24 protein-coding genes are annotated in these 21412 nt (G+C 69.8%); 18 read left to right on the forward strand and 6 right to left on the reverse strand.

The genetic code is table 11. From position 1 onward, the window contains the following. Position 1: 1 nt before the first annotated feature. The 9 genes from FHT26_RS26735 to FHT26_RS26775 are packed head-to-tail and all read left to right on the forward strand — an operon-like array spanning position 2 to position 8050. Complete coding sequence (locus tag FHT26_RS26735) at positions 2-964, forward strand: FecCD family ABC transporter permease (protein WP_168563190.1); 963 nt, start codon at positions 2-4, stop codon at positions 962-964. Continuing rightward, the gene (locus FHT26_RS26740; protein WP_168563129.1) at positions 961-1725 is read left to right on the forward strand and encodes an ABC transporter ATP-binding protein; all 765 of its coding nucleotides are present in this window, start codon (positions 961-963) and stop codon (positions 1723-1725) included. The genes FHT26_RS26735 and FHT26_RS26740 overlap by 4 nt, the downstream gene beginning before the upstream one ends. 1 nt (position 1726) lies before the next feature. Then, entirely contained in the window at positions 1727-2296 is a 570-nt protein-coding gene (gene cobO, locus FHT26_RS26745; protein WP_168563130.1) for a cob(I)yrinic acid a,c-diamide adenosyltransferase, read from the forward strand. Next, positions 2296-3267 carry an adenosylcobinamide-phosphate synthase CbiB gene (gene cbiB / locus FHT26_RS26750; RefSeq protein ID WP_168563131.1) on the forward strand — a complete coding sequence of 324 codons (972 nt, stop codon included), beginning with the start codon at positions 2296-2298 and terminating at the stop codon, positions 3265-3267. Before cobO ends, cbiB begins: the two co-directional genes overlap by 1 nt. After that, positions 3258-4202: an aminotransferase class I/II-fold pyridoxal phosphate-dependent enzyme gene (locus tag FHT26_RS26755; protein ID WP_168563132.1), complete on the forward strand. Its 945-nt coding sequence runs from the start codon at positions 3258-3260 to the stop codon at positions 4200-4202. The genes cbiB and FHT26_RS26755 overlap by 10 nt, the downstream gene beginning before the upstream one ends. Continuing rightward, positions 4199-5647 (forward strand): cobyric acid synthase, encoded by a 1449-nt coding sequence (locus FHT26_RS26760; protein WP_168563133.1) that lies wholly within the window; start codon positions 4199-4201, stop codon positions 5645-5647. The genes FHT26_RS26755 and FHT26_RS26760 overlap by 4 nt, the downstream gene beginning before the upstream one ends. Before the next feature lie 13 nt (positions 5648-5660). Continuing rightward, on the forward strand, positions 5661-6716 hold the full coding sequence (gene cobT / locus FHT26_RS26765) for a nicotinate-nucleotide--dimethylbenzimidazole phosphoribosyltransferase (RefSeq protein ID WP_168563134.1): 1056 nt from the start codon (positions 5661-5663) through the stop codon (positions 6714-6716). Positions 6717-6719: 3 nt separating this feature from the next. Continuing rightward, positions 6720-7511 (forward strand): adenosylcobinamide-GDP ribazoletransferase, encoded by a 792-nt coding sequence (gene cobS / locus FHT26_RS26770; protein WP_210427613.1) that lies wholly within the window; start codon positions 6720-6722, stop codon positions 7509-7511. After that, entirely contained in the window at positions 7508-8050 is a 543-nt protein-coding gene (locus tag FHT26_RS26775; protein ID WP_349238231.1) for a histidine phosphatase family protein, read from the forward strand. Before cobS ends, FHT26_RS26775 begins: the two co-directional genes overlap by 4 nt. Here the strand turns inward: FHT26_RS26775 and nth are convergent. The 6 genes from nth to FHT26_RS26805 all read right to left on the reverse strand — a co-directional run bounded on the left by nth (position 8014) and on the right by FHT26_RS26805 (position 12619). Beyond that, entirely contained in the window at positions 8014-8688 is a 675-nt protein-coding gene (gene nth, locus FHT26_RS26780) for an endonuclease III (RefSeq protein WP_168563136.1), read from the reverse strand. The two genes, FHT26_RS26775 and nth, sit on opposite strands and share 37 nt — an antisense overlap. Positions 8689-8772: 84 nt before the next feature. After that, entirely contained in the window at positions 8773-8910 is a 138-nt protein-coding gene (locus FHT26_RS26785; protein ID WP_168563137.1) for a hypothetical protein, read from the reverse strand. Positions 8911-8936: 26 nt separating this feature from the next. Next, positions 8937-9134, reverse strand: a complete 198-nt coding sequence (locus tag FHT26_RS26790) for a CsbD family protein (protein ID WP_168563138.1) — start codon at positions 9132-9134, stop codon at positions 8937-8939. Between the two features lie 158 nt (positions 9135-9292). Then, entirely contained in the window at positions 9293-9925 is a 633-nt protein-coding gene (gene rsxB, locus FHT26_RS26795; RefSeq protein WP_349238232.1) for an electron transport complex subunit RsxB, read from the reverse strand. A 7-nt stretch (positions 9926-9932) separates the two neighbouring features. Next, entirely contained in the window at positions 9933-11240 is a 1308-nt protein-coding gene (locus tag FHT26_RS26800) for a polyhydroxyalkanoate depolymerase (RefSeq protein WP_168563139.1), read from the reverse strand. A gap of 179 nt (positions 11241-11419) precedes the next feature. Beyond that, entirely contained in the window at positions 11420-12619 is a 1200-nt protein-coding gene (locus FHT26_RS26805; protein WP_168563140.1) for an amino acid aminotransferase, read from the reverse strand. 99 nt (positions 12620-12718) lie between these two features. Between FHT26_RS26805 and uvrB the strand changes: the two genes are divergently transcribed. The 9 genes from uvrB to fdx all read left to right on the forward strand — a co-directional run bounded on the left by uvrB (position 12719) and on the right by fdx (position 20981). Further along, a complete protein-coding gene (gene uvrB / locus FHT26_RS26810; protein WP_168563141.1) occupies positions 12719-14917 on the forward strand; it encodes an excinuclease ABC subunit UvrB in 2199 nt (732 codons plus the stop codon). Beyond that, on the forward strand, positions 14914-15402 hold the full coding sequence (locus FHT26_RS26815) for a low molecular weight protein-tyrosine-phosphatase (RefSeq protein ID WP_168563142.1): 489 nt from the start codon (positions 14914-14916) through the stop codon (positions 15400-15402). The genes uvrB and FHT26_RS26815 overlap by 4 nt, the downstream gene beginning before the upstream one ends. Positions 15403-15583: 181 nt before the next feature. Next, positions 15584-16120, forward strand: coding sequence for a Fe-S cluster assembly transcription factor (locus FHT26_RS26820; protein ID WP_056807984.1), 537 nt, complete (start codon positions 15584-15586; stop codon positions 16118-16120). Between the two features lie 45 nt (positions 16121-16165). Continuing rightward, a complete protein-coding gene (locus FHT26_RS26825; RefSeq protein ID WP_490362814.1) occupies positions 16166-17380 on the forward strand; it encodes an IscS subfamily cysteine desulfurase in 1215 nt (404 codons plus the stop codon). A gap of 30 nt (positions 17381-17410) precedes the next feature. Further along, entirely contained in the window at positions 17411-17818 is a 408-nt protein-coding gene (gene iscU / locus FHT26_RS26830) for a Fe-S cluster assembly scaffold IscU (RefSeq protein ID WP_168563144.1), read from the forward strand. 4 nt (positions 17819-17822) lie between these two features. After that, entirely contained in the window at positions 17823-18146 is a 324-nt protein-coding gene (iscA, locus tag FHT26_RS26835; protein ID WP_168563145.1) for an iron-sulfur cluster assembly protein IscA, read from the forward strand. Between the two features lie 112 nt (positions 18147-18258). Next, positions 18259-18777 (forward strand): Fe-S protein assembly co-chaperone HscB, encoded by a 519-nt coding sequence (gene hscB / locus FHT26_RS26840; protein WP_168563146.1) that lies wholly within the window; start codon positions 18259-18261, stop codon positions 18775-18777. 4 nt (positions 18778-18781) lie between these two features. Further along, positions 18782-20638: a Fe-S protein assembly chaperone HscA gene (hscA, locus tag FHT26_RS26845; protein ID WP_168563147.1), complete on the forward strand. Its 1857-nt coding sequence runs from the start codon at positions 18782-18784 to the stop codon at positions 20636-20638. 4 nt (positions 20639-20642) lie between these two features. After that, complete coding sequence (gene fdx / locus FHT26_RS26850; RefSeq protein WP_168563148.1) at positions 20643-20981, forward strand: ISC system 2Fe-2S type ferredoxin; 339 nt, start codon at positions 20643-20645, stop codon at positions 20979-20981. Positions 20982-21412 lie beyond the last annotated feature (431 nt).

Raw genomic sequence — 21412 nt, forward strand, 5'->3', positions numbered from 1 at the left:
GATGCTGCTGTCGACGCTGCTGCTGGTCGTCGCCGGCCTCGCGTCCGGGAGCGAGGGCTGGTCGCTGCCGTCGCTGTGGGGGCCGGACGCCCCGTTGATCGTCGGCCAGATCCGCGCGCCGCGCACCTTGGGTGCGTGGCTGGTCGGTGCGCTGCTGGGGCTGGCCGGCGCGGTCGCGCAAGGGCTGTTCCGCAATCCGCTGGCCGATCCCTACCTGCTGGGAGCGGCGTCGGGCGCGACGCTCGCGGTGGTGCTCGGCCTGGCCGCGCAGGCGCTGGCCGGGCACTACATCAGCCTGTCGGCCGCCGACCTGCTGTCGCGTGCCGGGTTGGTGCTCGGCGCCTTCCTCGGCGCGCTCGGCGGCGTGCTGCTGACGCTGCTGCTGTCGCGTGGCGCGCAGCACACGACGCGGCTGCTGCTGGCCGGCGTGGTCGTCGGCGTCGTGCTCGGCGCGGCCAGCGACCTCGTCACCACCGTCGCGCCGGATGCGTTGCGCGGCAAGCAGTGGTTCATGCTCGGCAGCACCTCGTTCCTCGGCTGGGACAGCGTGTTGCTGCTGTCGGCCGGCGCATTGGTCTGCGTGCCGCTGGCGTGGCGGCTGGCGCGCGCGCTGGATGCGCTGACGCTCGGCATCGACAGCGCGCTGAGCCTGGGTCTCGACCTGCCGCGGCTGCGACTGGTGCTGGTGGTCGTGCTGGCGCTGGCCACCGGGCTCGCGGTCGCGCAGTCGGGGTTGATCGCGTTCGTCGGGCTCGTCGCACCGCACCTGGTGCGCCGCTTCGCGCCGTCGGCCCAGGGCTACCTGCTGGTCGTCAGCGCGCTGATGGGCGGCACGCTGCTGCTGGCAGCCGACGTGCTGGCGCGGCTGCTGATCGCTCCGCAGGAGCTGCCGGTCGGCGTGCTGACCGCGCTGCTCGGCGGCGGCTACCTGCTGTGGCTGCTGCACCGGCGGGGGATTGAATGAGCGCGCTCTCGTGTGACGGCGTGCGGGTGTCGCTGGGCGGCACGCCGGTGTTGAACGACGTGTCGCTCGCGTTGCAGCCCGGCTGGACGGTGATCGTCGGGCCGAACGGCGTCGGCAAGTCGACGCTGCTGCGCGTGCTGGCCGGCCTGCTGCGGCCGGCGGCCGGCAGCGTGACGCTGCAGGGCAGGGCGCTTGCCGACTGGCCGGCGCGCGAGCGGGCGCAGCGCCTCGCATGGCTCGCGCAGCAGGGCGAGGCGCGCGGCGAGCTGACGGTGCGCGACGTGGTGCACCTGGGTCGTTTGCCGCACCTGGGCCTGTTCACGCCGCCGGGGCCGGACGACGAAGCGATCGTCGACGACGCGATGGCGTCGACCGAATGCAGCGCGTGGCAGCACCGGCCGCTGCAGCGGCTGTCGGGCGGCGAGCGGCAGCGCGCGCTGATCGCCCGCGCGCTGGCGGTGCAGGCGGCGGTGCTGCTGCTGGACGAGCCGACCACCCACCTCGACCCGCCGCACCAGGTGGCGCTGGTGCGGCTGTTTCAGCGCCTCGCGCGCACGCAGACGGTGGTCAGCGTGCTGCACGACTTGTCGCTCGCGTTGCAGGCGGACCGGCTGGTCGTGATGCAGCACGGCCGCATTGCCGCCGAAGGCGCACACGACGACCCGCGCGTGCATGCCGCGCTCGAATCGGTGTTCGACCACGCGGTGCGGGTGCAGCGCGTCGGCGAGCGCTTCCTGACCCTTCCGAACCTGGACGACTGACATGCAGATCGAAACGCCGCCGACGGAACGCCGCAGCGACAAGCCCGACGGCGAGCGCCGCGGCCTCGTCATCGTCCACACCGGCGACGGCAAGGGCAAGAGCACCGCGGCCTTCGGCCTCGCGCTGCGCGCCCACGGCCGCGGCAAGGCGGTGAAGGTCTACCAGTTCATGAAGGTGCCGTCGGCCCGCTTCGGCGAGCACCGGGTGTTCGAGCAGCTCGGGGTGCCGATCGAGGGGCTGGGCGACGGCTTCAGCTGGAAGAGCCGCGACCTCGAGCATTCGGCGCAGCTCGCGAAGGACGGCTGGGCGCGGGCCGAAGCGACGATCCGCGCCGGCGAGCATTTCCTGGTCGTGCTCGACGAGGTGATGTACCCGCTGCGCTACGGCTGGGTGGCGCTCGACGCGGTGCTGGCCTGCCTGCGCGAGCGGCCGGCCCAGGTGCACGTCCTGCTGACCGGGCGCGGCGCGCCCGCCGAGCTGGTCGCGCTGGCCGACACCGTCACCGAGATGACGCTGGTCAAGCACCACTACCAGGCCGGCGTGCCGGCGCAGCGCGGCATCGAGGACTGATGTTCGGCGCCGCGCTGCTGCTCGCGTGGATCGTGGACGCCTGCTTCGGCGAGCCACGCGATGCGCTGCACCCGGTGGCGTGGCTGGGGCGGCTGATGGCGCCGGTCGGGCGGTGGCTGCGGCGGTGCGCGCCGCGCCGCGCGTTCATCGGCGGTGCGCTGGCGTGGCTCGTCATCGCCGGCGGGCTGGCGTCTGCCGCGTGGTGGCTGCAGCGTGCGCTGGCAGCGTGGCCATGGTGGGCCGCCGTGCCGGCGCTCGCGTTGCTGCTGAAACCGACCTTCGCATGGCGCATGCTGCGCGACGAGGTCATCGCGATCGAGGCGGCGCTGGGCGAGGGCCTGCCGGCGGCGCGGCAGCGCTTGTCGCGCGTCGTCAGCCGCGACACCTCGGGGCTCGGCGCGGACCAGATCCGCGAGACCGCGATCGAGACGCTGGCCGAGAACCTGGGCGATTCGCTGGTCGCGCCGCTGTTCTGGTACGCGGTCGCCGGCCTGTCCGGTGCGGTGGTCTACCGGTTCGCGAACACCGCGGATGCGATGTGGGGCTACCGCGGCGAATGGGAATGGGCCGGCAAGTGGGCAGCGCGGGCCGACGATGTGCTGTCGTGGCTGCCGGCACGGTTGACGGCGCTGCTGCTGCGCCCGACGGTCCGCATCGCGGCGTGGCGCGCGCTGCAGGCGCAGTCGCGGCTGACGCCGTCACCGAACGGCGGCTGGCCGATGGGCGCGATCGCGCTGCGGCTGGGCGTGCGCCTCGGCAAGCCGGGCGTGTACGCGCTGAACGCGCAGGCGCGGGCGCCGCAATCGGCGGACGTGGCCGCGGCCTTGCGGGTGGCGGGCATTGCCGCATGGACCGCCGTGGCGGCAGCGGTCGTTGTTTCTTCCTTCGGGAGCCGTCACCCCACGCCCGTTCACCCTGAGCAGGGACCGAGCTTGTCGACGGCCCGTGTCGAAGGGCTTTCATGCGCATGATCCACGGTGGCCCCGATGCCCACGGCGTGCCCCGCCACGACTTCTCGACCAACGCGAACGCCTGCGGCCCCGCCCCGGTCGACTGGCGCGACGCCGACCCGACCCGCTACCCCGATCCGTCGTACACCGCATTGCGCCGCGGGCTGGCCGCGTTCCACGGCGTGGACGAGCGACGCATCGTGCTCGCCGCCAGCGCCAGCGAGTTCATCGCGCGCATCAGCACCGCCGTCGCGCTGCGCTGGCCGAACGCCGGCGTGCACCTGCCGCGGCCAAGCTACGGCGACTACGAAGCCGCGGCCCTGGCGCGCGGCTTGCGCGAAGTCGTGGCCGGCGAGGCGCGGCTCGTCTGGCACGCCTCGCCGAGCAGCCCGTTCGGCCGCTCGATGCCGCTTGACCCGACGCTCGGCGCGGTCCACGTCGTCGACCGCGCGTACGCCCCGCTGAACCTGCAAGGGGACCATACCGCGCCGCCCGACGCCGCCTGGCAGCTCTGGTCGCCGAACAAGGCGCTCGGCCTGACCGGCATCCGCGGCGCCTACGCGATCGCCCCGCACGATGACGACGACATCGCCGCGCAGCTCGACGCCCTCGCCCCGTCGTGGCCGCTCGGCGCGCATGCGGTGCTGATGCTGCAGGCCTGGGCCTCGCCCGCGGTGCAGGCCTGGCTGCAGGCCTCGCTCGCGACGCTGCGCCGCTGGAAGACCCGCCAGCTCGCGCTGTGCGCCTCGCTCGGCTGGCAGTGCGAACCGAGCGACACGCCGTTCTACATCGCCCGCGCACCCGCGATCGCCGACCGCTTGCCGGCGCTGCGCGCGCACGGCATCAAGCTGCGCGATGCCACGTCGTTCGGCCTGCCCGGCGCGGTGCGCGTCAGCGTGCAGCCGCCCGACGCGCAGGACGCACTCGCCCGCGCATGGACGGAGGCCAGCCGGTGAGCGCCCGCGCGGTGATGGTCCTCGGCACCACCAGCGGGGCCGGCAAGAGCTGGCTCGCGACCGCGCTGTGCCGCTGGTATGCGCGCCAGGGCCTGAAGGTCGCGCCGTTCAAGGCGCAGAACATGAGCAACAACGCGCGCGTCGTGCCGGGGCTCGAAGGCCGCCTCGGCGAGATCGGCAGCGCGCAGTACTTCCAGGCGCTGGCCGCGCGTGCCGCGCCCGACGTGCGCATGAACCCGGTGCTGCTGAAGCCCGAGCGCGACACCGCGAGCCAGGTGGTGCTGATGGGCGAGGTGCGCGCCGACCTGGCCGGCATCCCGTGGCACGACCGCAGCGCGCTGCTGTGGCCGCACGCCCGCGACGCGCTGCAATCACTGCGGGCCGGGCACGACGTGATCGTCATCGAAGGCGCCGGCTCGCCGGCCGAGATCAACCTGCGCCACAGCGACTACGTGAACATGCGCACCGCGCAGGCGGCCGACGCCGCCTGCCTGCTGGTCACCGACATCGACCGCGGCGGCGCGTTCGCCCACCTGTACGGCACCCACCAGCTGCTCGCGCCCGACGAGCAGCGGCTGCTGCGCGGCTTCGTGCTGAACCGCTTCCGTGGCGATGCGCGGCTGCTCGAGCCCGGCCCGTCGCAGCTGCAGCAGCTGACCGGCGTGCCGACGCTCGCTGTGTTGCCGATGTGGCGCGGCCACGGCCTGCCGGAAGAAGACGGCGTGTTCGACGACACGCCGAGCGGCGATGCCGACGGGCTGCGCATCAGCGTGCTCGCGCCGCCGCGCATCAGCAACCTCGACGAATTCCAGCCGCTGCGCCACCTGCCCGGCGTGCGGCTGCGCTGGGCGCGCACGCCGGCCGCGCTGGCCGATGCCGACTGGATCGTGCTGCCCGGCTCCAAGCACACCAGCAGCGACCTCGCGTGGCTGCGCGCGCAGGGCCTGGCCGACGCGGTGTGCCGGCATGCCGCGGCCGGCCGCCCGGTGCTCGGGCTGTGCGGCGGGCTGCAGATGCTCGGCGAATCGCTGAGCGATCCGTTCGGCATCGACGGCGACGCGGCCGGCCTCGGGCTGCTGCCGCTGGCCACGCGCTTCGAGCGCGACAAGCGGCTCAGCACCGTGAGCGCGCGCTTCGAGATGCTGGCCGGGCCGTGGGCCCCACTGTCGCAAGCCAGGCTGCGCGGCTACGAGATCCGCCACGGCCGCACGCAGGCCACCGCGCCGCTCGCGGTCGCGCTGCGCAATGCCGGTGGCGAGCCGATCGGCTGGCAGCGCGGCAACGTGCTCGGCCTCTACGCGCACGGCGTGTTCGAATGCGACGAGGTGCTGCGCGCGCTGTTCGGCCAGCGCGCGCGCACGCTCGACGACGTGTTCGACGGCCTCGCCGATTTCGCCGACGCGCACTTCGCGCCCGGCGCGCTGATGCAACTCCTCCAACCTTGACAGGCCCTCACCGATGCGCTTCGAACTGCCCTCCATCGCACCGATCCACGACACCGCGCTCGCGCAGCGCCTGCAGCAACGGCTGGACCGCAAGACCAAGCCGCAGGGCTCGCTCGGCCGCCTCGAATCGCTCGCGCTGCAGCTCGGGCTGATCCAGCGAAGCGAGGCGCCGAAGCTCGAGCTGCCGCAGATGCTGGTGTTCGCCGGCGACCATGGCCTCGCGGCACGCGGCGTCTCGGCGTTTCCGAGCGACGTCACCTGGCAGATGGTCGAGAACTTCCTCGCCGGCGGCGCGGCGGTCAGCGTGCTCGCGCGCCAGCACGGGCTCGCGCTGACGGTGGTCGATGCCGGCGTCGCGCACGACTTCGCGCCGCGCGCGGGGCTGGTCGACCGCAAGGTCGCGCGCGGCACGGCCGATGCGCTGGCCGGGCCGGCGATGAGCGACGCCCAATGCCGGCAGGCGCTGGCGGCGGGCATGGCGGTGGTGCACGAGCTGCCGGGCAACGCGGTGCTGCTGGGCGAGATGGGCATCGGCAACAGCTCCAGCGCGGCGCTGCTGCTGGCGCGGCTCGCCGGCCAGCCGATCGACGCCTGCGTCGGCCGCGGCACCGGGCTCGACGATGCCGGGTTGGCTCGCAAGCGCGCGGTGCTGGCGCAGGTGCTCGAACGCCATGCCGGCGCAGAGCAGCCACTGGACGCGCTGGCGGCTTTCGGCGGCTTCGAGGTCGCGATGCTGGCCGGCGCGGCCTTGCAGGCGGCGGCCGAGCGGCGCGTCGTCGTCGTCGACGGGTTCATCGCGAGCGCCGCGGTGCTGGTGGCCGTGCGGCTCGCACCGGCGCTGGCTGGTTACTGCGTGCTCGCGCACCGCTCGGCGGAGCCGGGCCACCAGCTGATGGTGCGCGAGCTGGTGCACCAGGGGGCCGCGGAGCCGCTGCTCGACCTCGGGCTGCGCCTGGGCGAGGGCTCGGGCGCTGCGCTCGCATGGCCGCTGCTCGGCAGCGCGGTGCGCGTGCTGGCCGAGATGGCGAGCTTCGAATCGGCCGGCGTCTCCGACCGCAGCGAGGCCTGAGCCATGCTGAACGCGCTGTGGCACGAATTGCGGCTGGTCGCGATCGCGCTGCAGTTCTTCACGCGCGTGCCGGTGCCGCAGCGGATCGGCTTCGAACCGGAATGGCTGAACGCCAGCGCGCGGCATTTCCCGTTGGTCGGTTTCTTCGTCGGCGTCATCGCGGCGCTGGTGCTGGCCGTCGGCAGCCAGGTCCTCGGCATTGCGATCGGCGTGTGGCTGTCGATCGCGGCGACCGTGTGGCTGACCGGCGCCTTCCATGAAGACGGGCTGGCCGACACCTGCGATGCGCTCGGCGGCGCGGTGAGCCGCGAGCGGGCGCTGGAGATCATGAAGGACTCGCGCATCGGCAGCTATGGCGCGGTCGCGCTGGTGCTGGTGCTCGGGCTGAAGGCGGCGACGCTGTCGGCGCTGCCGATGGCGTTGGCGGTGCCGGCGCTGCTGCTCGCGCACACCGCGTCGCGCGCGGCCGCGGTGCTGCTGATCCGCGTGCTGCCGTATGCCGGCGAGGTGTCGCTGGCCAAGGCGAAACCGCTGGCGCAGCGGGTGTCGTTCGCCGGGCTCGTGGTGGCGCTGGCGTGGGTGCTGGCGGTGGGCGCCGGCTTGCTCGCGGTGCGCTGGGCGTGGTGGCCGTACGTGGCGATCGGGCTCGCCGGCGTGGCGCTCGGCACGCTGGTCTGCGGGCGCTGGTTCCACAGGCGGCTCGGCGGCATCACCGGCGACACGCTGGGTGCCACGCAGCAGATCACCGAGCTGCTGTGCCTGCTGGGCTGGGTGCTGGCCTTGCGATGGGCGTGACGGCGTTCCACGCGTGGCGCCACCCGCGGCCGCAACACGTGGCCGGGCGTTGCATCGGGCGCACCGACGTGGCGGTCGACCGGCGCAAGGCGAAGCGGCTGGCGCATCGCATCCGGGCGGCGGCCCGGCGCGAAGGCTGGGCGCACGTGGTGTGGAGCTCGCCGCTGCGCCGCTGTGCCGATGTCGGCCGCTGGCTCGCGCGCTGGGGCTGGCGGCATCGCATCGATGCGCGGCTGTGCGAGCTCGATTTCGGCGACTGGGACGGCCGCCGCTGGGACGACATCGGCGCCGCGCCGGTCGATGCGTGGTGCGCGGATTTCCTGCACGGCGCGCCGGGCGGCGGCGAGTCGGTCGCGCAGCTGCTGTCGCGTTGCCGCGCGCTGTTGCACGAGCTGCCGGCGCAGGCCTGCATCGTCGCGCATGCCGGGTGGCTCAACGCCGCGCGTTGCGTGCACGACGGCGTCGCGCCGGCCCGCGCGGCCGACTGGCCGGCGGCGCCGGCTTACGGCGCGCGGGTGTCCTTGCCGTCGCGGGTGTAGATCGGGTTCGGTCCGCCGGGCCGCGAATCGCAGTACGGCATCACGCCGCATTCGAAGCACAGCGGCTTGCGCGCCTGGCACACGTAGCGGCCATGCAGGATCAGCCAGTGGTGCGCATCGACGAGGTAGGCCTCGGGCACGCGCTTCAGCAGGCCCATCTCGACCTCGAGCGGGTTCTTGCCCGGCGCAAGCCCGGTGCGGTTGCTGACGCGGAAGATGTGCGTGTCGACCGCCATCGTCGGCTCGCCGAATGCGACGTTCAGCACCACGTTGGCGGTCTTGCGGCCGACGCCCGGCAGCGCCTCCAGCGCCTCGCGCGAGCGGGGCACCTCGCCGCCATGTTCCTCGATCAGGATGCGGCACGTCTCGAACAGGTTCTTCGCCTTGTTGCGGTACAGGCCGATGGTCTTGATGTGCTGGGTGATGGCGTCGAGCCCGAGCGCGCGCATCTTCTGCGGCGTCGGCGCCAGCGCGAACAGCTTGCGCGTCGCCTTGTTGACGCCGACATCGGTGGCCTGGGCCGACAGCAGCACTGCTGCCAGCAGTTCGAAGACGTTGGTGTATTCGAGTTCGGTGTTGGGCTGCGGGTTGGCAGCCTGGAGCGTCGCGAAGAAGGGCGGGATCTGGTCGGCGTTCATCGCCGGGGATTGTGTCAGCACCGCGGTGCAGCACCGCGGTGTCGACCCCCGCACCTCAGCGCGGAATCCCGGCGCGCCCCTCGTTCACGGCGGTGCGCTGGCCGCCGGCGGGCGGTCGGTGGTCGGCTTCGGCGTGCCCGAACCGAGCTTGTCGCAGGCGGTGAGCGACAGCGTGGCGCCCATGCTGGCCACGAGCAGAAACGCCAACAGCAGGCGATGCATGGCGGTACTCCTTTGTCGATGCGGGATCAGTAGCGCGACTGCAACTCGCGGATCTGTTCCTGTGCCTCGTCCTGGTAGGCGCCGTGGCGGCGCTGCAGCTTGCCGGCGTGGCGTTCGCGCTGGCCTTGTTCGATGTCGTTCTTGTTGCCGGTCATGCGGCCCCAGTTCTCGCGGGCGTGGCCCTTGATCTCCTTCCACTGGCCCCGGATGCGATCGTGATGCATTGCAGCTCCTTGCGCGGTGTGTCGGGCGGCCGTCTTCGGCAACCCGTGGCGCAAGCGTAGGCGGGCCGGTCCGCCGCCCTCGTCGGTTCCAGCCCGAGGTCCGGATAGGACACGGCTGATTTCAGCTGTAGGAATTCGCCGACACGCCGCCGCCGGCGTCAGCCGGGCTTGCGCTGGCGCGCGCGGGCCAGCGCGGCTTCGATGACGCTCGCCTTGACGGTCGTCACCTCGCTGCCCGCCACCGAAGGCGCGCTGCGGGCGGCCATGCGGGCCTGGCGCTCCTGCTCGTCGCGCGCCAGCCGCTCGCGGTGGAAATCGAAGCGCTCGCGCGCCTCGTCGGCCTGCGCGGGGCTCCAGGCGTCCCAGCCGGTGCGGCCGGCACTCGCGTCGACCAGCGAGATGCAGTCGACCGGGCAGACCGGGATGCAGAGTTCGCAGCCGGTGCACAGCGGATCGATCACGGTGTGCATCGACTTCGGCCCGCCGACGATGCTGTCGACCGGACAGGCCTTCAGGCACAGGGTGCAGCCGATGCACCAGGCCTCGTCGATCACCGCGAGGCGGCGCGGGCCTTCGCTGCCGTTCAGCGGGTTCAGTGCGAGCGCCGGCCGGCCGGTCAGGCGCGCGAGGCGGGCGATGCCTTCGGCGCCGCCGGGCGGACATTGGTTGATCGCCGCCTCGCCATCGGCGATGGCCTCGGCGTAGCGTCGGCAGTCGGGGTAGCCGCAGCGCGTGCACTGCGTCTGCGGCAGTGCGGCGTCGAGGGCGTCGGCGAGCGTGGCCCGGTCCACGGCGCCGTCAGGCCGCCTTGCGCGCAGCGGCCTTGCGGGCGGCCGGCCGGGGGGATCTTGCCGCCTGCTTCACTTCCGCCTGGTGCGACGCGATGAAGTCGCGCACCTGCGGGTAGACCTTCTCGCGCCAGCGGCGGCCCGAGAAGATGCCGTAGTGGCCGGCGCCTTCGACGTCGTAGTGGAACTGGCGCGACTTCGGGATGCCGGTGCACAGCTCGTGCGCCGCCTTGGTCTGCCCGGCGCCGGAGATGTCGTCGAGCTCGCCTTCGATGGTCAGCAGCGCGCTGGTCGTGATGTCCTGCGGGCGCACCAGCTCGCCGTCGACCTCCCAGGTGCCGTTGACCAGCGCGAAGTCCTGGAACACCGTCTTGATGGTGTCGAGGTAGTACTCGGCCGGCATGTCGAGAACCGCGTTGTACTCGTCGTAGAAGGTGCGGTGGAAGTCGGCGTTGTCGTCGTCGCCGCGCATCAGGTCCATGAAGTAGTCGTAGTGCGACTTCAGGTGGCGGTCCGGGTTCATCGCGATGAAGCCGCTGTGCTGCAGGAAGCCCGGGTACACGCGCCGTCCGGCGCCGGGGTAGTTGACCGGCACGCGGTAGATCACGTTGTTCTCGAACCAGTCGTAGCTCTTGTTCATCGCCAGGTTGTTGACGGCCGTCGGGCTTTTGCGGGCGTCGATCGGGCCGCCCATCATCGTCATCGTGCGCGGCGTGGGCTCGCCGCGGCTGGCCATCAGCGAGATCGCGGCCAGCACCGGCACCGTCGGCTGGCACACCGAGATCACGTTGACCTCGGGACCGACGTGGCGGATGAACTCCTGCACGTAGGCGACGTAGTCGTCCAGGTGGAACGCGCCGGCGGCCGGGTCGACCATGCGGGCATCGGTCCAGTCGGTGATGAAGACCTTGTGGTCCTGCAGCAGCGCCTTCACGGTGTCGCGCAGCAGCGTCGAATGGTGGCCCGACAGCGGTGCGACGACCAGAACCGTCGGCTGGTCCTTCATCGCGGCCAGCACCGGCGAATCGTCGGTGAAGCGCTTGAAGCGCAGCAGCCGGCAGAAGGGTTTCTCGAGCGCCACCTGCTCCTGCACCGCGACATCGACCGCGCCGACGCGCACCGAGGTGATGTTGAACTGCGGTTTCTCGTATTCCTTCGACAGCCGGTGCATCAGGTCCAGCCCGGCCGACACGCGCTGCGCCATCGGCGTGTGCGTGAACGGCGACAGCGGGTGGCTGTACAGCTTCGAGGAGGCGCTGGCGAACTCGGAGAACGGGCTCAACAGCGCGCGCTGGGCTTCATACCACTGGTACAACATTCGGGTTTCCTTTGCGACCGCTTCGCGCAATCGCTTTCACACAAGTTGTGCGTTGCAGCATTCTAGGCAGGCGATGTGGATCGTGCCCGTGGACTGCTTTGGTGCAAACCCGGAATAGCGTCGGAATCACCCTCCAACATGGTGCGGCTGTCGCGAAGGCGACAGCTGCACCCGCTTTGTCAGATGACCTTGGCGATCGCCGACACGACCGCGTCGATGTTCTTGCTGTTCAGCGCCGCGACGCAGATGCGGCCCGAATCGACGCCGTAGATGCCGAATTCGCTGCGCAAACGCTGCATCTGGTCCTTGTCGAGGCCCGAATAGCTGAACATGCCCTTCTGTTGCGTGATGAAGCTCATGTCCTGCTGGATGCCGGCGGCCTGCAGCTTCTGCAGCAACGCGGTGCGCATCTGCTTGATGCGCACCCGCATGCCGGCGAGTTCTTCTTCCCACATTGCGCGCAGCGCCGGCGTCGTCAGCACGGTGGCGACGACCTGGGCGCCATGCGTCGGCGGGTTCGAGTAGTTGGTGCGGATCACGATCTTCAGCTGGCTCAGCACGCGGGTCGCGTCGTCCTTCGAGCTGCACAGCACGCTGAGCGCGCCGACGCGTTCGCCGTACAGCGAGAAGCTCTTCGAGAACGAGGTCGCGACGAAGAAGTCGATGCCGGCGGCGACGAACTGCGCGATCACCGCGCCGTCTTCGGCGATGCCTTCGCCGAAGCCCTGGTAGGCCATGTCGAGGAAGGCCACCAGGCCGCGCGCCTTGACGGCGTCGATCACCTTCGCCCAGTCGGCCGGCGTGATGTCGTAGCCGGTCGGGTTGTGGCAGCAGGCGTGCAGCACGACGACCGTGCCGGCCGGCGCGGCGTTCAACGCGGCCAGCATGCCATCGACGTCGACGCCGCGCTTGGCCGCGTCGTAGTACGGATAGGTCTCGACCGTGAATCCGGCGTTGGTGAACAGCGCGCGGTGGTTCTCCCAGCTCGGGTCGCTGATCAGCACCTTCGCGGCGGGATTCACCCGCTTCAGGAAATCGGCACCGATCTTCAGGCCGCCGGTGCCGCCCAGGCCCTGCACGGTGGCGACGCGGCCCGCCGCCAGCACCGCGCTGTCGGCGCCGAACACCAGGCCCTGCACCGCCTTGTCGTAGGCGGCGATGCCGTCGATCGGCAGGTAGCCGCGCGGTTTCGGCGATTCCTGCATCTGGCGCTCGGCCTCGGCCACGCACTTCAGCAGCGGGAGTTTGCCGTTGTCGTCGTAGTAGACCCCGACGCCCAGGTTCACCTTGGCGGGGTTCGGGTCGGCGTTGAACTGCTCGTTCAGGCCGAGGATGGGGTCGCGAGGTGCCATTTCGACAGCGGCGAACAGCGAGGTCATGGACAGTCCTTGTCAGTAGAGCGAATGCGGGATTTGGGCTAGGCTTGCCGATTTCCCTGTGCACTTCCGGTACAGGAAAACCCGAGGATTTTAATCGCCATGGCAGACCTGCCCCGTCAACAGGCCCCCAAACAGGTCGCGAAGCCCGCGCCGAAGCTTGCACCGAAGGCGCCTCGGGGCGGCCCCGACATCGTGCTCGCCGACACGCCGGTGATCGAGCCAGCCGAAGGCGAGTTCGTCGCCTTCCCCGACTCGCCGTTCCAGCTGTTCCAGCCCTATGCGCCGGCCGGCGACCAGCCGACCGCGATCGCCGCGCTGGCCGAAGGCATCGAAGACGGCCTGACTTATCAGACGCTGCTCGGCGTCACCGGTTCTGGCAAGACCTTCACGATGGCCAACGTGATTGCCCGCATGGGGCGCCCGGCCATCGTGTTCGCGCCGAACAAGACGCTGGCGGCGCAGCTGTACAGCGAATTCCGCGAGTTCTTCCCGAAGAACGCGGTCGAGTACTTCGTCAGCTACTACGACTACTACCAGCCCGAAGCCTACGTGCCGCAGCGCGACCTGTTCATCGAGAAGGACAGCTCGATCAACGAGCACATCGAGCAGATGCGGCTGAGTGCCACCAAGAGCCTGCTGGAGCGGCGCGACGTGGTGATCGTCGCCACCGTCAGTGCGATCTACGGCATCGGCAACCCGAGCGACTACCACCGCATGGTGATGACGCTGCGCACCGGCGACAAGATGGGCCAGCGCGACGTGATCGCGCAGTTGATCCGCATGCAGTACCAGCGCAACGAGATGGACTTCAGCCGCGGCACCTTCCGCGTGCGCGGCGACACCATCGACGTGTTCCCGGCCGAGCACTCCGAGCTGGCGATCCGCATCGAGCTGTTCGACGACGAGGTCGAGACGCTGCAACTGTTCGACCCGCTGACCGGGCGCATCCGCCAGAAGATCCCGCGCTTCACCGTCTACCCGTCCAGCCACTACGTGACGCCGCGCGACCGCGTGGTCGCGGCCATCGACACCATCAAGGCGGAACTGCGCACGCGGCTCGACGAGCTGGTGAAGGACGGCAAGCTGGTCGAGGCGCAGCGGCTGGAGCAGCGCACCCGCTTCGACCTGGAGATGCTGCAGGAGATCGGCCACTGCAAGGGCATCGAGAACTACACGCGCCACCTGTCGGGTTCCGCGCCGGGCGACCCGCCGTCGACGCTGGTCGACTACCTGCCGCGCGATGCGCTGATGTTCCTCGACGAATCGCACGTGCTGATCGGCCAGCTGGGCGGCATGTACAACGGCGACCGCGCGCGCAAGACCACGCTGGTCGAGTACGGCTTCCGGCTGCCGTCGGCACTCGACAACCGGCCGCTCAAGTTCGAGGAGTTCGAGCGCAAGATGCGCCAGGTGGTGTTCGTCTCGGCGACGCCCGCCGACTTCGAGAAGCGCAACGCCGGCCAGGTGGTCGAGCAGGTGGTGCGGCCCACCGGGCTGGTCGACCCGGTCGTCGAGGTGCGGCCGGCCACGCACCAGGTCGACGACGTGCTGCAGGAGATCCGCGACCGCGTCGAGATCCACGAGCGGGTGCTGATCACGACGCTGACCAAGCGCATGGCCGAGCAACTGACCGACTACCTCAGCGACAACGGCGTCAAGGTGCGCTACCTGCACAGCGACATCGACACGGTGGAGCGGGTCGAGATCCTGCGCGATCTGCGCCTGGGCACCTTCGACGTGCTGGTCGGCATCAACCTGCTGCGCGAAGGGTTGGACATTCCGGAGGTGTCGCTGGTGGCAATCCTCGATGCCGACAAGGAAGGCTTCCTGCGCGCGGAGCGGTCGCTGATCCAGACCATCGGCCGCGCGGCGCGCAACATCAACGGCAAGGCGATCCTGTACGCCGACAAGATGACCGACTCGATGCGCCGTGCGCTCGACGAGACCGAGCGGCGCCGCGCGAAGCAGATCCAGCACAACCTGGAGCAGGGCATCACCCCGCGCAGCGTGAAGAAGCAGATCCGCGAGCTGATCGACGGCGTCTACAGCGAGAAGGGCGCGAAGGACGACCTGAAGAACGCCGCCGAGACCGCCGAGGTCGAGGCGATGAGCGAGAAGGACCTCGGCAAGCGCATCAAGCAGCTCGAGAAGCAGATGCTCGAGCACGCCCGCAACCTGGAGTTCGAGAAGGCCGCCCGCGTGCGCGACCAGCTGGCCCACCTGCGCGAACAGGCCTTCGGCGCGCCCGGCACCGACAACGTGGTGGTGCTGCCGGCGGCCGGCGCCGGCAAGGCATGACGGCGAAGCCGCTGCGGGTGCTGATGGTCTGCATGGGCAACATCTGCCGCTCGCCGACCGCTGAGGCGGTGCTGCGCCACAAGCTGCGCGCGGCCGGCCTGGGCGATGCCGTCGCGGTCGACTCGGCCGGCACGCACTCGTGGCATGGCGGCGAGCCGCCGGATCCGCGCTCGATCAAGCACGCGGCCCGGCGCGGCTACGACCTGGCGAATCTGCGGGCGCGGGTCGTGACGGCCGCTGATTTCGAGCGTTTCGACCTCATCTTGGCGATGGACTGGGACAACCTTGCCGAACTGGAGGAGCGCTGCCCGCCGCAGCACCGCGCCAAGTTGGGGCGGCTGACGCAGCATGGCGTGCGCTTCGCCAGCCCGGCCGTGCCAGATCCCTACCAGGGAGGACCGGACGGCTTCGATCATGTGCTCGACCTGGTCGAGGACGCCTGCGACGGGCTTGTCCAGCATCTGTCCTCGTCAACGATGGAATAACCCCACGGAACTTTCGGCACCAATGCCGACCAAAAAACTAGGTTTCATCTATACTTGAGTAATCCTCTCGGGATCAACCGAGGGTTACCCCGGGGAAGGCAAGCGGGGACTCGACAAGCGTGAAATCGCCCTCATCTGCTTCGTTGACACAGTTGGCCGCCATCGGCTTCAGGAGAATTTCATGCGTCTGACCACCAAAGGCCGTTTTGCAGTGACCGCGATGATCGATCTGGCTCTGCGTGAGCTTTCGGGCCCGGTCGCGCTGGCAGCGATCAGCGCCCGTCAGCAGATTTCGCTGTCCTATCTCGAGCAGCTGTTCGGCAAGCTGCGCCGCCATGGACTCGTCGAAAGCACCCGCGGCCCCGGCGGCGGTTATTCGCTGGGTCGCAAATCCGAGGAAATCACCGTCGCCGACATCATCGTCGCGGTCGACGAGCCGATCGATGCCACCGGTTGCGGCGGCAAGGAAAACTGCATGGGCGAGGACTCCGGCCGCTGCATGACGCACGACCTGTGGGCCAGCCTGAATTCCAAGATGATCGAATACCTCGACTCGATCTCGCTGCGCAAGCTGGTCGACGAGCAACTGGCCAAGGGCATCTCGATCGAGGAACAGCCGGTCAAGCGTGCGATCTCGACGCAGCCGGTCGTGAAGCCGATCAAGATCACCGCGCCGAATTCGGTCTTCGCACTCGGCGGCGCTGCCTTCTCGAAGTAAGCCCATCCAAATCTCGTTCATTCGCTGCAGCTGATTCCCATGGACATGACCCCCCATTTCCCGATCTACATGGACTACGGCGCGACGACGCCGGTGGACCAGCGCGTGGTCGACGCGATGATCCCGTGGTTGCGCGAGCATTTCGGCAACCCGGCGTCGCGCAGCCACGCGTGGGGGTGGGAGGCGGAAGCGGCCGTCGAGAAGGCGCGCGAGCAGGTCGCGGCACTGGTCGGCGCCGATCCGCGCGAGATCGTCTGGACCTCGGGCGCGACCGAGTCCATCAACCTGGCGCTGAAAGGCGCGGCGCAGTTCTACAAGACGCGCGGCAAGCACCTGATCACGCTGAAGACCGAGCACAAGGCGGTGCTCGACACGATGCGCGAACTGGAGCGCCAGGGCTTCGAGGTGACCTACCTCGACGTGCAGGAAGACGGCCTGCTCGACCTCGACAAGCTGCGCGCGGCGATGCGCGCCGACACGATCCTGGTCTCGGTGCTGTTCGTCAACAACGAGATCGGCGTCATCCAGGACATCCCGGCGATCGGCGCGATGTGCCGCGAGCGCGGCATCATCTTCCACGTCGATGCGGCCCAGGCCACCGGCAAGGTGGAGATCGACCTGGCGTCGCTGCCGGTCGACCTGATGAGCCTGGCATCGCACAAGACCTACGGCCCGAAGGGCATCGGCGCGCTGTACGTGCGCCGCAAGCCGCGCGTGCGCATCGAAGCGCAGATGCACGGTGGCGGCCACGAGCGCGGCATGCGCTCGGGCACGCTCGCGACGCACCAGATCGTCGGCATGGGCGAGGCCTACCGCATCGCGCGCGCCGAGATGGGCGCCGACAACGAGCGCATCCGCATGCTGCAGCAGCGCTTGATCAACGGCCTGAAGGACATCGAGCAGACCTTCCTGAACGGTCATGCCGAACGGCGCGTGCCGCACAACGTGAACATGTCGTTCAACTTCGTCGAAGGCGAATCGTTGATCATGGGCATCAAGGGCATCGCGGTGTCGTCGGGGTCGGCCTGCACGTCGGCCAGCCTGGAGCCGAGCTATGTGCTGCGCGCGCTGGGCCGCAGCGACGAGCTGGCGCACTCCAGCCTGCGCATGACCATCGGTCGTTTCACGACCACCGAAGAAATCGATTACGTGATCACGACGCTGAAAGACCGCGTCGCCAAATTGCGTGAACTCTCGCCGCTGTGGGAGATGTTCAAGGACGGCATCGACATCAGCACGATTCAGTGGGCTGCCCACTGAAGTTGCAGACAGGAAGTACGGAGCACTGAAATGGCTTACAGCGAAAAAGTGGTTGAACACTACGAGAACCCGCGCAACGTCGGCTCGTTCGAAAAGGGCGACGACACCGTGGGAACCGGCATGGTCGGCGCACCCGCTTGCGGCGACGTGATGAAGCTGCAGATCAAGGTCAACCCGGTGACGGGCCTGATCGAAGACGCGAAGTTCAAGACCTACGGCTGCGGTTCGGCGATCGCGTCGAGCTCGCTGGTGACCGAATGGGTCAAGGGCAAGTCGCTCGACGAGGCGCTGACGATCAAGAACACCCACATCGCCGAAGAACTGGCGCTGCCGCCGGTCAAGATCCACTGCTCGATCCTGGCCGAAGACGCGATCAAGGCGGCGGTGAACGACTACAAGGCCAAGACCGGCGCCGCGGCGCCTGCCACCACGCACTGACGCCATGGCCGTCACGCTGACCGAAGCCGCGGCACGCCATGTGTCGCGCTACATCACCAAGCGCGGCAGGGGCGTCGGCGTCCGGCTGGGCGTCAAGACGACCGGCTGTTCGGGCCTGGCCTACAAGCTGGAATACGCCGACGACGTGGCGCCCGAAGACGCTGTGTTCGAAGACCGCGGCGTGAAGGTGCTGGTCGACCCGAAGAGCCTGCCGTACATCGACGGCACGCAGCTCGACTTCGTGCGCGAGGGCTTGAACGAGGGGTTCAAGTTCCGCAACCCGCGCGAGAAAGACCGCTGCGGTTGCGGTGAGTCCTTCCGCGTCTGAGTGACGACGGCCCCTCGGCGGAAGGGTACTTCCGCCGATCCCCCGAGGGGATGCGGGCCGGCTTGGGGCGGCCCGGCGCTCGGCCCGCTGCGCCTTTCCCCACCGAATCTGCATGAAGCTCGATAGCGACGATTTCGAACTGTTCGGCCTGCCGCGGCGTTTCGCGCTCGACCGCGACGAGCTCGATGCCCGCTGGCGCGCGTTGCAGGCCGAGGTGCACCCCGACCGCTTCGCCAGCGAAGGCGCGTCGGCCCAGCGCATCGCGATGCAATGGGCGGTGCGCGTCAACGAGGCCTGGCAGCGGCTCAAGAACCCGCTGCAACGCGCCGCCTACCTGTGCGAGCTGAACGGCGCGGCGATCGACGCCGAGAACAACACCGCGATGCCGGGCAGCTTCCTGATGCAGCAGATGGAGTGGCGCGAAGCGCTCGACGATGCCGGCGCGCTGCCGGCCGTCGAAGCCCTCGCCGACGACGTGGCATCGCATCGCAGGCAGGCGCTCGCTGCGCTGCAGGCCACGCTCGACGAGCGCCACGACTGGGCGGCCGCGGCACAACAGGTCAGAGCCCTCATGTTCGTAGAGCGCTTTGCCGACGATGTCGATCGGCGCCTGGAAGCGCTGGGACAATAGAACCATGGCCTTGCTGCAAATTTCCGAACCCGGGGGCACCCCCGATCCCCATCAGCGCCGCATCGCGGTCGGCATCGACCTCGGCACCACGCATTCGCTGGTCGCGGCGGTACGCAACGGCGTGTCCGAATGCCTGCCGGACGAAGCCGGCCACGTGATCCTGCCGTCGGCGGTGCGCTACCTGCCTGAAGGCCGGCGCGAGATCGGCCACGGCGCGCTGGCGCAGGCTGCGGTCGACCCGGCCAACACCATCGTGTCGGTCAAGCGCTTCATGGGACGCGGGCTGCGCGACATCGCGCATGCCGACAAGCTGCCCTACGATTTCGTCGATGCGCCCGGCATGGTGCAGCTGCGCACGGTCGACGGCGTGAAGTCGCCGGTCGAGGTGTCGGCTGAGATCCTCGCGACGCTGCGCTACCGCGCCGAGGACACCTTCGCCGACGACCTGTTCGGCGCGGTGATCACGGTGCCGGCCTACTTCGACGATGCACAGCGCCAGGCCACGAAGGACGCCGCGCAGCTGGCCGGCCTGAACGTGCTGCGGCTGATCAACGAGCCGACCGCCGCGGCGATCGCCTACGGCCTGGAGAACGGCTCCGAAGGGCTGTACGCGGTGTACGACCTGGGCGGCGGCACCTTCGACATCTCGCTGCTGAAGCTGACGAAGGGCGTGTTCGAGGTCGTCGCGACCGGCGGCGATTCGGCGCTCGGCGGCGACGATTTCGATCGCGCGCTGGCCGACTGGGCGCTGGCCGAAGCCGGGCTGCGTGCCGACACGCCGCAGGACAAGCGTGCGGTGCTGGTGGCCGCGCGCGCCGCGAAGGAGAAGCTGTCGTCGGCCGACCATGCCACGCTGGCGAGCCCGCTGTCGTCCGGCGAGCTGGCGGTGCGCGTGACGCGCGAGCAGTTCGAATCGCTCGGCGCCGCGCTGATTGCGCGCACGCTGGCGGCGGTGCGCAAGGTGCTGCGCGATGCGCAGGCCACGAAGGACGAGGTGCGGGGCGTCGTGATGGTCGGTGGTTCGACGCGCATGCCGATGGTGCAGGCAGCGGTGGCCGGGTTCTTCGGCAAGGCGCCGCTGACCAACCTGAACCCCGACGAGGTCGTCGCGCTCGGCGCCGCGATACAGGCCCATGCGCTGGCCGGCAATGCCGGTGCCGACGAACTGCTGCTGCTCGACGTGATCCCGCTGTCGCTCGGGCTCGAGACGATGGGCGGCCTGGTCGAACGCATCATCCCGCGCAACAGCACGATCCCGACGGCGCGGGCGCAGGAGTTCACGACATTCAAGGACGGCCAGACCGCGCTGGCGCTGCATGTGGTGCAGGGCGAGCGCGAACTGGTCAGCGACTGCCGTTCGCTGGCGCGCTTCGAGCTGCGCGGCATGCCGCCGATGGTGGCGGGCGCGGCGCGCATCCGTGTCAGCTTCCAGGTCGATGCCGACGGGCTGCTGAGCGTCAGTGCGCGCGAGGAAGTGTCGGGCGTCGAGGCCGCCATCACCGTGAAGCCGAGCTATGGCCTGTCCGACGACGAGGTCGCGCGCATGCTGACCGAGAGCTTCAGCACCGCCGATGCCGACATGCATGCGCGCAGCCTGCGCGAGTCGCGCGTCGAGGCCGAGCGCATGCTGCTCGCGACGCGTTCCGCGCTGGCCGCCGACGGCGACCTGCTGGGCACGGACGAGCAGGCCGTGATCGCCCAATTGCTCGCGGCGCTCGAAACGAGCCGCGAATCCGAAGATCACCACGAGATCGACGCCGCCGTCGAGGCGCTGGCCAAGGGCACCGAAGCCTTTGCGGCCGAGCGCATGAACCGCGGCATCCGGCAGGCGCTGGCCGGCCGGCGCGTCGAGGAAGTCTGAGCCCATGACCGTCATCAAGATCCTGCCCCACCCCGAGTACTGCCCGAACGGCACGCAGATCACCGCATCGCCGGGCACCTCGGTGTGCGAAGCGCTGCTGGAGAACGGCATCGAGATCGAGCACGCCTGCGAACTGAGCTGTGCCTGCACGACCTGCCACGTCGTGGTGCGCGAGGGCTTCTCGTCGCTCGGCGAGATGGACGAATCCGAAGAAGACCTGCTGGACCGCGCCTGGGGGCTGGAGCCGCAATCGCGGCTGTCGTGCCAGGCGATCCTGTCGCAGACCGACGTGACGATCGAGATCCCGAAGTACACGATCAACCACGCGAAGGAAAACCACTGATCCGGGCGTAAAAAAACCGCCTGATCCATGCGGATCAGGCGGTTCGGAAAGGGCTGGGCCCTACTGAGGAGATAGACGACAAGCGCATCGCTCTTGCCGATTCAGTTCTAGCAGGAGTTGTGCCAGCGTGTCTGTGCTGCGCGGCAAAGGCGCGGGTGGGGAGGCTGTGGCGCGCCGGACGAGGCGGTCTTCGCCCCTCGCGGGGCGAAGACTTCCCTCCGCTGATTGGTTTCATGGCCCGTCGCCGAAACTCCCGTCACTCACTTCGTTCGTTGTGGTCAAACAGTCGGCGACAGTCAGTTCACGATCGCGCTTCGCGCGGGGCCATGAAACCAGTCAGCTCCGGCGCCCCGTCCTTATTGGCGCTCCACAGCCTCCCCACCCGCGCCTTTGCAGACACCGCAGCTTTTTGCGGGAGGTGGAAAAGACTG

The organism is Rhizobacter sp. SG703 (assembly GCF_012275445.1).
Lineage (GTDB): Bacteria > Pseudomonadota > Gammaproteobacteria > Burkholderiales > Burkholderiaceae_C > Rhizobacter.